Consider the following 12393-nt stretch of genomic DNA (forward strand, 5'->3'; position numbering starts at 1 on the left):
TAATCTTATGTCGTTATTTTTTTCTATGCAGATTTATCATATCGTCCTGCAGAAAAACTGTCAAAAGTTTCACTTAAACGAAAAATACTCCCTCTTTTGTGGATAACTCCCCAACGAACTCCCTTTACGGTATGATATAAGCGATCATCGTCAAGAAGCCAGAGAGGTGAATGGTGTGTCAGATCAAGAACTGAAGGACCTCTGGGAAAATTTGCTCGCCCTCGCCGAGCCGCTGCTTCCTGCCGGCACGGTGGAAACGTGGCTGAAAAGCTGCGTTCCTTTGTCGTACGTCGACGACACTTTGACCGTTGACGCAGCGAACGTCTTTATCGAAAACACGATCCGCAACCGGTACCTAAAAACACTGGAAGAGCTTATGTCCCGGGCGGGACTCGGCCAGTCCATTTGTCTGACCGTTCCGCAGGAAAAAGACTCTTCTTCCGGCAAACCCGAACAGCCCCAACGGGTTGCCGAGCCGAAAAACCCGTCGCCCACTGGACTGAATCCAAACTACAAGTTTTCGTCGTTCGTCGTCGGCCGGTCAAACCGGCTGGCCCACGCCGCGAGCCTTGCCGTGGCCGACAATCCCGGCTCGGCGTACAGTCCTCTTTTCATCTGGGGCGGCGTCGGACTGGGGAAAACGCACCTAATGCACGCGATCGGCCACCACGCTTTAGCCCAGAATCCGCGGCTGCGGGTTACCTACGTGAGCTCAGAAAAATTCACCAACGAGCTGATCACAGCCATCAAGAACAACAAGACGGCCGAGTTCAGGTCCAAGTATCGCCACATGGATCTGTTGCTGATCGACGACATTCAGTTTATCGCCGGCAAGGAAAGCACTCAGGAAGAGTTCTTCCACACGTTCAACACGCTGCACGACAACAAAAAACAGATCGTCCTGAGTTCCGACCGGCCGCCGAAGGAGATCAGTGACATCGAAGAGCGGCTCGTCAGCCGGTTCGAGTGGGGGCTCGTCACCGACATTCAGCAGCCCGATTACGAGACGCGGATCGCCATCTTAAAGAAGAAAGCCGAATCCCGAAACTACCCGCTGCCCGACGAGGTTGCCGCGTACTTGGCTCAAAATATCCCAAGCAATATCCGAGAGCTTGAAGGGTCTTTGAACCGGGTCATCGCCTGCGCCGAGCTGAGCAGCGAACAGATCACTGTTGAACGGGCCGTCGAGTGGCTCAAGGACATGATCGGTTCCAGGCGGCGGGGAGTCATCACGATTGAGACGATTCAGCAGATCGTCGCTGAGGAGTGCGGCTTTACGGTCGAAGACCTCGTGAGCCGAAAGAGGACCAATGACATCGCCCTTTCTCGCCAGATTGCCATGTTCCTCTGCCGAACTCACACCGAGTGCAGTCTTCAGCAAATCAGCACGGCCTTTAGGAAAAAAGACCACACGACGGTTCTCCACGCTCACAGGAAAATTTCGTCCCTGTTAATGGAAAACCTGCGCGTGAAAGCCCTTGTGGAAAACATAGAAAAAAAACTGTGAAAACCGGCGAATGAACTGGCGAATAAGTCATCCCTCTCGGGGAATTTCTCAAACCGGTGCGAATATGTGGTTCTCCGTCCACAGAATTTCCATGAGCCTTCCACAGGAGAAAAAGTCACTTCTATCAAGGCCTCGATGACGATATTCGCAGTTCCCACAGAGCCTAATACGACTAATACTAGGTTTTTCATTCTCTAAAAGAAGAACAAGAAGAGAAAGAGAGGTTATCCCTGTGAAACTTCAATTAAACCGGCTCCAATTTCTTAAAGCATGGCAGATGGCCGAACGGACGACGAACTCCCGCGTTCCTCAGACTTCTTTGTACAGCGTTCATATTCGCTGCGGCCAAGATGGGACTTTTCTTGAGGCAACGGATCTGAAAACGTCCATTTCCGTGGCGGCCGAAGGGGTTCAGGTCGTTGAAGAAGGGGCAGCCCTCCTTCCCGTCCGAGTGATTGGTGAGCTTCTCAAAAAAATTGACAGCGAAGTCGTCGAGCTGTCGGTCACCCAAGAGCGCGGAATGTTGGTGGCAGGGAAAAACCAGTACGACGTGGCGGTGTTTCCGACCGACCTGTTCCCTGATATGCCCCGTCCGTCGTCCGATGAACCTTTTGCCCTCGTGCCGTCCGGCGAGCTGATTCGAGTGCTGGACGAGGGAATTGTAGCCGGCAGTGTTTCTGAGGAATTTCCCCGTTACATCGGAGCCTGTCAGCTCCAGTGCCAGAAAGGGGAACTTCGCGCCGTTTCCACCGACGGCCGTCGCCTTTCCCTCTCTAAGTGTCTGTGCGAGAGCGGGACGGACGGCTCTGTCCTCGTGCCGTTAGCGCCGATGAAGGAGTTTCAGCGGTTCCTTCAGTCGGTCGAATCGGACGCGACGGTCCGGGTCTTTACCGATCAGGCGTTAGTTCACTTCTGTCTGCCTGGGCTGGAATACTCGGTTCGCCGAATTGAATCAAGTTTCCCCAACTATGAAAAGGTCCTGAGAAAGGACTTCACGTCCACCCTGACGGTGAATCGGGGGCTGTTCATTGGAGCTCTTGAACGGGTTGATCTGCTCGTTCGGGAGAACAATCACCTCGTGGTGGTTACTCTGTCGCCGTCCGGCGAAATGACCTTGGTCGGTCGATCGCCAGAGGTGGGCAAAGCTTGCGAGCACTTGAGCGGCATGATCACCGGAGAGTCTTTGAAGGCCGCCTTTAACGCCAATTACATGTTGGACGGTCTCAGGGCGTTTCACGGCGACGAGGTGTACATGACGTTCAACGGGAGCAACGGGCAGATGAACATGATGCGTCCCGGTAGCGATACGTTCCTGTACATGCTCATGCCCGTCAACTTGCAGCAGAGCGAATACGAGGACTAGCTTGAATGCGGGTCGTCGGATTGAGGACCCGCCGATTCAGGAACTTGGCCGCTCAGAAAGTTTCGTTCAGTTCGGAGATGAACCTGATTACTGGGGAAAACGGGTCGGGAAAGACGAATTTCCTCGAAGCTCTGAACTGTTTGTGCGGCTGGGGGCCGTTTTCCGCAGGTCGATGGAGCGAACTGACCTGCTGGGAGGAAAACGGCGCGTTTGAGCTGGTCGGGTCGTTTGACGGCGAGTCGGGCGGGACGGTTCAGGTACTTTGCGCTTCCCGGCCGTCTCTTCGTCTCGACGGCGACCGGGCTACTTGGACCGACGTCAGGTTGTTCGCCCCCTGTCTTTCTTTTCTGCCGGCCCATATGGCCCTCATTGAGGGAGGGCCGGTTGTTCGGCGGCGTTTTCTCGACGTTGGGACGGCGCTTTTGTATCCTCTTTATGCCCGCCGGCTGTCCGACTGGCGGCGGCTCGTGAGGCACAAGCGGTACTTGTTGCGTTTGGGGAAACCTGGCGACGTAGCTGACCGGATCATGAAGCCATTGGCCGGGTGGCTGTGGCTGAAGCGGGAAGAATTTGTCGGCGCCCTGCAGAGAGAACTTGACGCTCAGGCGGACTTGCTTTCCTGTCCGGTTCAGATTGGACTGCAACGGGGCGGCGGCGGGGCGTGTTTTGACCCGGAAGAGGATTTTGCCGCCGGGTTGGAGCGTCTTGGACCGGCGGAGAGAAAGAGCGGCCTGCCGCTTGTAGGGCCTCACAGGGACGATTTGACTCTGACGGTTTCCGAGCGACGGGCAATTGATTATTTCAGCCGAGGTCAGCGCCGTCGGGCCGCATTGGCGCTGATTTTAGCTGCAGGAGGAGCGGTCAAGTCCCAGCTCGGCCGTTCGCCGATTCTTTTGATCGACGAGGTGGCGTCCGAGTTAGACGAGTTGGGACGTCAGAAGGTCGTTCAAGCGTTAGGGCAAAGCGGCTGTCAGGTCTTCGCCGCGACCGCCGAGCCCCAGTCGCTGGACTGGCCTGGCGATCGGTTCGTCATGAGGCAGGGGAGCGCTGAAAAGCTCTGAGCTGAAGTTCTGTTGAAAAGCTGAAGGGAGAGCGGAAGATGAACAGACGGCTTGCTGTGGGAGTGATCGTCGCCGCGTGCTTGGCCTGCGGCTCGTGCTGGGGAGCCGACAGGGCGATCTTTGGCCCGTGGGGGCTGAAATTTGGTCAGAAGGCGGAAGAGAGCGCCGCTCAGATGAAGGAGAACGGCGCCTCGCTCGTGTTTGACACGTTCGCGTATCGAATTGGGGTCACGTCGCTGTATCAGGGAGAGTTTTTCGGGCGCTCTTGCTTTGCTCAGCTCTTTACGAACGATCGGGGACTGTGGAGGGTTCAGATGAGCTTCAAGCGTCCGGAAATTCAGGCCGGTTCAGGTCAGAAGGGAAACTACTTTGAGCTGAGCAAGCTGTTGACGGATAAATACGGCAGTCCGAAGACGATCACCACCAGTCACGGCGAAGCCCGTCAGTGGAAGGACGAGGACCAGATGATCGAGCTGACGGCGGACAACCGGTCGGAGTCGAATTACACCACGGTGCTGACCTACACGGACCGGCGCCGTTACATGTGGTAGGCGGGGCTCTTGGAGAGAATAACTCAGCCGTTGGGCGGTTTTGACGTCGTTGTCGTCGGAGGAGGTCATGCGGGCTGTGAGGCGGCGTTAGCCGCCGCTCGGATGGGCGCCTCCGTTCTTCTCGTCGCTCAGGATCTAAGCCGCGTGGCTTTTATGCCCTGCAACCCGTCGATCGGCGGCCCGGCAAAAGGCCACTTGGTCCGGGAGATTTCGGCTCTGGGGGGCGAACAGGCTCGGGCAGCCGACGCGTCGGCTATTATGACCCGATGGCTCAACACGTCGAAAGGCGCGGCGGTTCGCGCGCTTCGGTGTCAGTGCGACCTGAACGACTACGGCAGGTATTACTTCGCCCGGCTGACTGAAACGCCGGGACTTGAACTGCTCCAAGATGAAGTGACGGGCCTGATCTATGACGATTGGGCCGTTTTAGGCGTCAGAACTCGTTTTGGCTTGGAGATCCCGGCGAAACGGGTAATTCTGACCACTGGAACGCACCTGCGGGGGCTGATTCACGTCGGTTTGGTGAATTACCCGTCCGGCCCCGTGGGACAGCAGGCGAGCGTCAGGCTGGCCGACGAGCTGGCTAAGATGGGACTGCCGACTTTTCGCCTGAAGACCGGGACGCCACCGCGGCTTCACGCCGATTCGATCGACTGGTCGGTTCTGGAACGGCAGGAAGGGGAAGACACGCCGGAGTGTTTTGATTTTTGGGGAACGCCTGCCGTTCACAAAGAGGCGTTCTGCGCTGTGCTGAGAACCAACAAGGAGACTCACCGCATCGTGACGGACCACTTGGACGAGTCGCCGATCGTCCAACGGGTGATTACCGGCGTCGGCCCGAGGTACTGTCCTTCGATTGAATCAAAAGTCATCGCCTTTCCGAATAAGGACAGCCACCCGCTGTTCCTCGAGCCGGTTGACCGGCTGGGGAAGGAAATTTACGTGCAAAACTTTTCCACCAGCCTGCCGGCGTCCGTCCAGTGGCCGATGGTTCACAGCCTGCCGGGCTGCGGCAGGGCGAAGATCTTAAAGCCTGGGTACGCTATCGAGTACGACGCCCTAAACCCGCTGGGTCTGACGCCGTGGCTGGAGCGAAAGGAAGTTCCCGGGCTCTTCTGCGCCGGTCAGATCAACGGGACGTCGGGGTACGAAGAGGCGGCTGCTCAGGGGCTTTTAGCAGGTATCAACGCCGTTTTAAGCCTGAGAGGAGAGGAACCGTTGGTGCTTGGCCGTCACGAAGCCTACCTCGGCGTTTTAGTGGACGACTTGGTGACGAAGGGAACCGACGAACCCTACCGAATGTTGACGAGCCGGTGCGAGTACCGGCTTCTGCTTCGGCATGACAACGCGGACCGGCGTTTGGCCGCCAAGGGCGCGGCCCTCGGCTTGGTCTCCCAGTCCAAGTGGGACGAGCTGCGCCACCGGTGGGACCGGGAGGACAGGGAGTTCGATAGGCTGGGTTCGCTCAAGCTCACGGCTCAGCAGGTCGACGGCGTGTTGACGGCCTGCCAGTCGCGCCCGACGGGTCAGGGCATGACAGCCGCCGCCCTTTTGCGCCGGCCGGAAGTCACCTATCAGGCGTTGGCTGCCGTCGGCGCGGGAGAACTGACCGGGGACGAGGCGGACGCGGTAGCCGTGCGGGTGAAGTACGAAGGGTACGTGAAGCGCCAAGAGCTGGCCGCCCAGTCGATGCTCCGCTTGGAAGGACTGGAAATTCCGCAGGACTTTGACTTTAAGCTCCTGAACGGCGCGCTGTCCGAGAGCGTTGAAAAGCTGGAACGGGTTCGGCCCCGGACGCTGGGTCAGGCGAGCCGGATCTCGGGGGTGACGCCGGCGGACCTTCAGCACTTGGCTATGATTCTTCGATCTGGAGTTGCCGGCCATGCCAAGCCCTGAACCGCTGTCGTTAGGCACTCTTCTTGCCAAGTACATGCCGCCGGCCTTTCAAGTCGCTCTTCGGCTGATGAAAATTGAAAAGGAATGGGATCAGGTCGTCAGTCCTCAGCTGGCCGGAAAAACCAAGCCAGTCAGCTTTGACCGAACCGGCTTGGTCGTCGAGTGCGTCTCACCGGCCGCGGCTCAGCTGATTGCCATGTCGAGCCGGTCAATCCTCAAGGCGATTGAAAAGCGATGGGGACAGGCGTTCCCGGGGATTCGGACGGTGGTGGTCCGTCAGCTGTCCCGGCGGGTTTCAAGGCCTCAGGAGCCGAGAGGACGGGCGATCAACCCGGACGCGAAAACTGTGACCCAGTACTTTGAGGAAAACGCCGAGAAATTTTCCAATAAGAACGTGGCTCTTGCCCTGGCCCGCCTTCGAGCGACGTTTGAGAAGCGATTCGGGGGGAATGAACAAAAATAAAGACACCGGCTTTCGGGAAGAAAGCAGGTGTCTTTGCGTCTACCAGACGTTGTGATGAACCTTTTCCGCGTCGCCAGTTTCCGGGTAGGACGGGTGCTTCTCCGCCGGTCGGCCGATGACCGCGTATCCCAGCGGCGAAACCGTCTCAGGCAGGCCGAGCAGGCGACGGATCCCCTCGTGCCGTTCCTCGTGGTCCGAACAGTGAATGATGCCGCCGCACCAGACCGCCCCGTACCCTAACGAGTGGGCGGCCAACAGGAGGTTTTCCATCGCTGCCGCGGCGTCGTCCCGCCAGTAGTGGCTCGAAATGGTCGACAGATTCGTCTCGGCGCAGACGGCGATCACCAGAGGCGCCCCCTTGGCCATGCCGGCGAACTTATGGATCTCGGCGAACTGGTCGATAACGGCTCGATCGTCCATGACGACCAGATGGACGGGCCTGAAGTTGCACGCGCTCGGCCCGGACAGCGCCGCGGCCAGTATCAGCTTTAAATCCTCCGGCTTGATCGGTTCGGACGTGAACTTGCGAATCGACCGGCGGCTCAGAATCGCTTGGATCGTCTCGTTCATGGGGGATCGCCTCCTACTGTTTTTCCTTTGTCACTCCGAGGGCGACAGAGTAAAAGACGGCGACGAGAACGGCACCGCCGACGGCGTTGCCCAGCGTGACAGGAATTAAGTTGCTGGACAGGCCGGACCAAGGCAGGGCCTCCAGCTGGCCCGAGGAGCCGGCCAAAATTCCGGCCGGCAGGAAAAACATGTTGGCCACGCAGTGTTCGTAGCCGGACAGCACGAAGGCTGTGATGGGGAAAAGGACTCCGGCGACTTTGTCGGAAATAGAGTCGGCGGCCAAGGTGACCCACACGGCCAACGTGACGAGCCAGTTGCACAAAATGCCTCGGACGAACGCGGCGCCGAACGGCAGGGCCATCTTTGCGGCGGCCACGGCTCTGGCACGCTCGGCGACGGCGCCGTCACCGCCCAGCAGGCCGCTGAAGGCCAGCAGCCCCACGACCAAGAGGGAGCCGACGAGGTTCCCAAGGTAAACGATGATCCAGTTTCGCAGAATCTGTCCCCAAGAGCAGCTGCCGGTAAAAAGTCCCACCGGCATCAGACAGTTTCCCGTGAACAGCTCGCCGCCAGCCGTGACCACCAGCACGAGGCCTGTGGTGAACACAAGGCCGGACAGCAGGCCAGCCAAGCCGCCGGGGACGCCCGACAGCCGGGCCGTCAGGGTAAGCATGGCAAGTCCGGCGATGCCGACGTAACCGCCGGCTAAAATTCCAAGGAGAAACGCCTGACGGGCCGGTTCGGTTCCTCTCGCTTGGGCCAGCGCGGCGGCGGCTTGAGCCATCTGGGGCAACGATTTCATCGTGTCCTCCGAGCGGTGAGCGCGTTTTTAAAAGACTTCATGAGAGATCTCCTTTCGATTGCGCTGGAGCGCTGACGCGGCAGGCCACGTCCTTCAGGTCCTCCAGTGTCAGCAGAATCGGCGAGCCTGGACGCCGCGTCCGGTTGCGCAGCAGATAGGCGGGGTGAAAAATGGGGCGGACCCAGGCCGTCCGGCCGCCGATTTCCAGCGAATAAAACCTTCCCCGCAGGGCTGTGACGCCCTCCCGCCGCCCAAGCAGCGCCCGAGACGGGACGTTGCCCACGGTGATAATGCCGTCGGGGCGGATCATTTCAAGCTGTCGGCGGAGCCAGCACAGACAGCAGGAAAGCTCGTCCTTTTGTGGGGTGCGGTTGTCCGGCGGTCGGCACTTGACCGCGTTGGTGATGAACAGCTCGTCGCGCCGAAGGCCGCTTTCCTCCAAAAGCTGGGAGAGCAGCCGGCCCGACGCCCCGACGAACGGAATGCCCGATTCGTCCTCCGCCGCGCCGGGGGCCTCTCCCACGAGGACGACGCGGCTTTCTCGGGGGCCCGAACCGAACACCGGCGCTTTCGCGCCGGCCCTGAGCCCGCAGCGCGAACAGCCCGCAAGCTCGCGGGCCAGCATGGTCAGATCGTCGATTCAAACCCCCTCCTCCAGTGAAGACAGCGCGGTACCGCTTCATTGTATCAAATCGGCAGATTCTGCCAAGGAGGAGAACCGCTATAATGGACGAAAGCCAATTGAGCCGCCGCGGGGCGGCGGGTGGGAGATGATGTGGTGGACGACAAGGTATTCCGCGTTTCGGCATCTGTCCGAGGGGCGTGGGTTTCTCCGGCCCTGACCATCAAGCCGCCGTGCCTGCTGGACGTGCTCCAAATGGCAGCCGATCGGGTGGTAGAAGATTTGCATCTGACGATGACCGACATGCTCAAACTTGGCGTGTCGTGGATGGTGCACCGGTACGACGTGGAGCTGGCCCGACCCTTGATGGACAAGGCCCCGATCACCGTGGAGACGTGGCACAAGGCGGTCGATGACCTTTTTACGGTGCGGGAGTTCTGCCTGCTGGACGGGGAGGGAAAGACCGTCGGCACGGCCGTCAGCTCGTGGATTCTGGTGGACGTTGCCCGACGGCGGCCGGTTCGGCTGAGCCGTCACGTGCCGGAACAGTTTATAACCTACTCGAGCCGGCCGGCTCGGCTCATTCGCGGGCACCTGCCGCCGCTTTCCCGAATTGACAGCGAAGAGCCAGTTCACGTTCGGCTGTGCGACTTGGACATGAACGGACACGTGAACAACACGAGCTATGCCGCATGGATGACCGAAGGCGTGCCGGACGACGTTTTCGCCTCCTGCGGCCTCGTGGGAATGACGATCGAGTTCCTTCACGAGGTCACCCGGCAGAGCCGGCTGGTCTGTCGGAGCGGGCGGGACGGCCTCGAGTTCTGCCACGAGCTGACGGACGAGTCGGGGCGGGTTTTCTGCCGCGGCCGGACCAAGTGGCAGAAGCTTTTGTGCTGAAAATGATCCCGGTTCACGTTGACGGCCTGACGGCTTACGCCCTCGGGAGAGAGGGGCTTCAGACCTTTCCGGCAGGTCAGGTTTCTCTGCGGGGCCCTGTTTGTTGGCTGACCGCTGAGGGGCGGGTCCCTGAGCTTGTGGGGGCCCAAGATCAGGTTCGCCCAGTCGGTCTCATCGGCGCGGCCGGTCTAACTCGCCTGGGGGCGTTCATCTTCTTGGGCGAAGAGGTAGACGGCGCCGTCAGCCCCGGCCTTTCGGGTGGTCAACCTGTGAGGCTGGCTCACCTGACCGTGCCGGCCGACTGTTCGTGTCCCTGCGGCGGCCGGCGGCATTTAGCCGGGCTGTGGGCGCTGAGTTCCCTCAAACGGCGGTTTGGAAGCGAGGAGAGTTTGGCGAGCCTGTGGGAAAACCGGGAGGAGTCCGGGTTGGCTCCGATTTGGGGCGAGGCCATGACGGGACTTGCCTGCGCGATCGCGTCGCTGGCGTCGCTCTTCGGCGTCCAGTCGGTCGTCCTCGGTGGGCCCGTCGGCGAACTGCCGGACTTTTGTCTTGAAGTCGGCGACTGGGTCTACCCGCTGCTTGGCAGGCCCCAGCGTCCCGGCCCGGCGATTGAGCCGTGGGGCGGAGAAGAGGAGTTCTTGATGAACGCGCGGAGGGCAGTATGAGTACGACGGAAAACGAAACAGCGCTGTTAGCCCGGGTTAAGCCGTATCTCCCAATGACGCTGGCCTCAGTCATCTGGGGCGTCATGGTGATGCCCTCCAGTTGGGCGCTGGAGGAGCTGGACCCGGTGGTCCTTTTGATCGCCCGCACGGCATTGGGCGGGCTGATCGCGGCTTGCTATTCCTTGTGGCGGCATCGGACGCTGCGCCCGGCGCCGGGCGAGTGGTTCTGGCTGATCTTCATGGGGCTGGCCGGCGTGACAGGGAACAACCTCTGCTACTTCTGGGCGCTGAACCTGACCAGCAAGACGAACGTGGTGGTCATTTACGCCGTGTCGCCGGTGGTTACTATTCTCTTGGCCCACCTGTTCTTGGGTGAGAGGCTGAGCCTGCGGCGGATCGTCGGCGTCCTGCTGGCCGTCGGCGGCGTCATGACCCTGTTGACCGGCGGACAGCTGGGGCGGGTGATGGACATATCCTTCAACGCCGGCGACCTGTGGGAGCTGACCGGCGTGTTTCTCGCCGCCCTGATGGCCGTGGCGGCGGTGAAGGTTCGTCAGACTCCTGCCGGCATCGCGTTGACCCACACGATGCTTTCCGGGTTAACCGGCGCGGTCTTGATCGGCTCGGTTCTGGGGTTTCACCTGCCGGCTCACCTGAGCCTTCGGGGCGTCCTTTCGGTGGCGTATTTAGGCGTTTTCAGCAGCTGTCTGGCCTATGGCTGTCAGCAGATTTCCGCCGTGACCATCGGGGCGTCGGCCACGATGGCGTTCGCCAGCTGCGTGCCGGTGATCGGCATGCTGACCGCTTGGCTGGTCGCCGGAGAGACAGTGACGCTCCTTCAGATCGGATGTACGGTTCTTATTCTGCTGGGCCTGTGGCTTAACGCCGGCGAGAAAAGCTGAAAAAAAACGAGCCCGCCCTCGGCGATTGCCGAAGGCTGGCTTTTTGACGTTTAGCAGGGAGCGAGGAACCGGCCGAGCACCGGCCCAGGCGGAAGGCCGGTGGCGAGGGCATAGCAGCAGAGCGCGTGGACAAATTCGAGCGAGTAGGACTGCTGTCCCCACACGGTGAACCCTTCGGATTTCAGCCCGGCCAAGCCCACGTCGGCGTACCCGTCGGGCTCCTTGCGCCCCTCTTCGGCTTGGCTGCAGGCGATGATCTGAGGTTTGACCTGGCAGTCCCGGTACGTTTCGGCCACTTGGCGCAGCACCGCCGGGTCGGCGTTCCCCGCGCCGTACCCGACCAGAATCAAAAACTCTTCCGTCCCGAGAAATGCCGGCTGACAGCCCGGCAGGCAGAGCACCGGCCGGATCCGTTCGCCCACCAAGTTCAGCCGCTGGGGGTTGTTGAACAGCCGGTCCAGCTCGCGGGGGTAGCCGACGGCCAGGGTGCGCTTCCCGGCGCTTGCTTGGCCCGACAGGCCCCATGCCGGTTCAAAGTGGAGCGGTGGCTCGCCCAAAGAGACGAACGCGTCAGGGTTCATGCTGTTTCTCTTGTGGGCCGACCGGCCGGGGAAGAGTTTCCAGTTGAAATAGACCCACACGCCTCCCGGGGCAAAGCAGCAGGCTCGGGCGGCGCCTCTCAGGTTGACCAGCGCGTCTTCCGGCACGTAGTCCAGCGTCAGCTGGCTGCCGGTCAGGATCATTGGGATCGGCAGGGAGCCGAAGCACAGGTCCATCCAGCTGGCCGTGTTGGCCATCGTGTCGGTGCCGTGCAGGACCAAGACGCCCGACAGGCCGGTTTCCAGCTCGGCGGCGATCAGGCGGGTCATCTCCATCCAATGGCTGGGCCGAAGCGACGAGCTGTCGAGGCCGGGGATTCCCCACGGGGCGGCCGTGACGAGCTCCACGTCCGGCAGGCCGGCCAGAGCCTCGTGCAGTCGAACGCTTAATTCGTCAACGCGTTTTTTAGACGGCGCCTTGCCGCCGTCTCCTTGGCCGCTGGCAATGGTCCCGCCGGTGAACAGAACGAGCAGTCGTTTCATGAGAGTTCC

General features: G+C 60.6%; 13 protein-coding genes. 9 read left to right on the top strand and 4 right to left on the bottom strand.

Translation table 11 applies throughout. The features are described 5' to 3' along the window. Positions 1-175: 175 nt before the first annotated feature. The 6 genes from dnaA to JONANDRAFT_RS00030 all read left to right on the top strand — a co-directional run bounded on the left by dnaA (position 176) and on the right by JONANDRAFT_RS00030 (position 6841). Positions 176-1507 carry a chromosomal replication initiator protein DnaA gene (gene dnaA / locus JONANDRAFT_RS00005; RefSeq protein ID WP_008522245.1) on the top strand — a complete coding sequence of 444 codons (1332 nt, stop codon included), beginning with the start codon at positions 176-178 and terminating at the stop codon, positions 1505-1507. Positions 1508-1739: 232 nt separating this feature from the next. Further along, positions 1740-2870: a DNA polymerase III subunit beta gene (gene dnaN / locus JONANDRAFT_RS00010; RefSeq protein ID WP_008522246.1), complete on the top strand. Its 1131-nt coding sequence runs from the start codon at positions 1740-1742 to the stop codon at positions 2868-2870. A 5-nt stretch (positions 2871-2875) separates the two neighbouring features. Beyond that, the gene (gene recF, locus JONANDRAFT_RS00015) at positions 2876-3931 is read left to right on the top strand and encodes a DNA replication/repair protein RecF (RefSeq protein WP_008522247.1); all 1056 of its coding nucleotides are present in this window, start codon (positions 2876-2878) and stop codon (positions 3929-3931) included. Between the two features lie 38 nt (positions 3932-3969). Continuing rightward, positions 3970-4482, top strand: a complete 513-nt coding sequence (locus tag JONANDRAFT_RS00020; protein ID WP_008519878.1) for a hypothetical protein — start codon at positions 3970-3972, stop codon at positions 4480-4482. Between the two features lie 9 nt (positions 4483-4491). After that, positions 4492-6378, top strand: coding sequence for a tRNA uridine-5-carboxymethylaminomethyl(34) synthesis enzyme MnmG (gene mnmG, locus JONANDRAFT_RS00025; protein ID WP_008522249.1), 1887 nt, complete (start codon positions 4492-4494; stop codon positions 6376-6378). Next, positions 6365-6841 carry a DciA family protein gene (locus tag JONANDRAFT_RS00030; protein WP_008519881.1) on the top strand — a complete coding sequence of 159 codons (477 nt, stop codon included), beginning with the start codon at positions 6365-6367 and terminating at the stop codon, positions 6839-6841. Before mnmG ends, JONANDRAFT_RS00030 begins: the two co-directional genes overlap by 14 nt. 39 nt (positions 6842-6880) lie before the next feature. Here JONANDRAFT_RS00030 and JONANDRAFT_RS00035 read toward each other — a convergent pair whose 3' ends face one another. Genes JONANDRAFT_RS00035 through JONANDRAFT_RS00045 form a run of 3 tightly spaced genes read right to left on the bottom strand, consistent with a single transcriptional unit; the run spans position 6881 to position 8838 of the window. Further along, positions 6881-7411 (bottom strand): nitroreductase family protein, encoded by a 531-nt coding sequence (locus tag JONANDRAFT_RS00035; RefSeq protein WP_008522250.1) that lies wholly within the window; start codon positions 7409-7411, stop codon positions 6881-6883. 13 nt (positions 7412-7424) lie between these two features. After that, a complete protein-coding gene (locus JONANDRAFT_RS00040; RefSeq protein ID WP_008522251.1) occupies positions 7425-8213 on the bottom strand; it encodes a formate/nitrite transporter family protein in 789 nt (262 codons plus the stop codon). 37 nt (positions 8214-8250) lie between these two features. Continuing rightward, positions 8251-8838 carry a uracil-DNA glycosylase gene (locus tag JONANDRAFT_RS00045; protein WP_008522252.1) on the bottom strand — a complete coding sequence of 196 codons (588 nt, stop codon included), beginning with the start codon at positions 8836-8838 and terminating at the stop codon, positions 8251-8253. A 153-nt stretch (positions 8839-8991) separates the two neighbouring features. On the opposite strand from JONANDRAFT_RS00045, the gene JONANDRAFT_RS00050 reads away from it, so the two are divergent. From JONANDRAFT_RS00050 to JONANDRAFT_RS00060, 3 genes are read left to right on the top strand one after another with little or no spacing between them, the layout of a single operon-like run. After that, a complete protein-coding gene (locus JONANDRAFT_RS00050) occupies positions 8992-9735 on the top strand; it encodes an acyl-[acyl-carrier-protein] thioesterase (RefSeq protein WP_155801273.1) in 744 nt (247 codons plus the stop codon). Then, positions 9714-10400 carry a sugar kinase gene (locus tag JONANDRAFT_RS00055; RefSeq protein WP_233417403.1) on the top strand — a complete coding sequence of 229 codons (687 nt, stop codon included), beginning with the start codon at positions 9714-9716 and terminating at the stop codon, positions 10398-10400. The genes JONANDRAFT_RS00050 and JONANDRAFT_RS00055 overlap by 22 nt, the downstream gene beginning before the upstream one ends. Continuing rightward, positions 10397-11302 (top strand): DMT family transporter, encoded by a 906-nt coding sequence (locus JONANDRAFT_RS00060; RefSeq protein ID WP_008522255.1) that lies wholly within the window; start codon positions 10397-10399, stop codon positions 11300-11302. Before JONANDRAFT_RS00055 ends, JONANDRAFT_RS00060 begins: the two co-directional genes overlap by 4 nt. A gap of 50 nt (positions 11303-11352) precedes the next feature. On the opposite strand, the gene JONANDRAFT_RS00065 is transcribed toward JONANDRAFT_RS00060, so the two are convergent. Continuing rightward, positions 11353-12384, bottom strand: a complete 1032-nt coding sequence (locus tag JONANDRAFT_RS00065; RefSeq protein WP_008522256.1) for an asparaginase — start codon at positions 12382-12384, stop codon at positions 11353-11355. Positions 12385-12393 lie beyond the last annotated feature (9 nt).

This window comes from Jonquetella anthropi DSM 22815 (genome assembly GCF_000237805.1).
Lineage (GTDB): Bacteria > Synergistota > Synergistia > Synergistales > Dethiosulfovibrionaceae > Jonquetella > Jonquetella anthropi.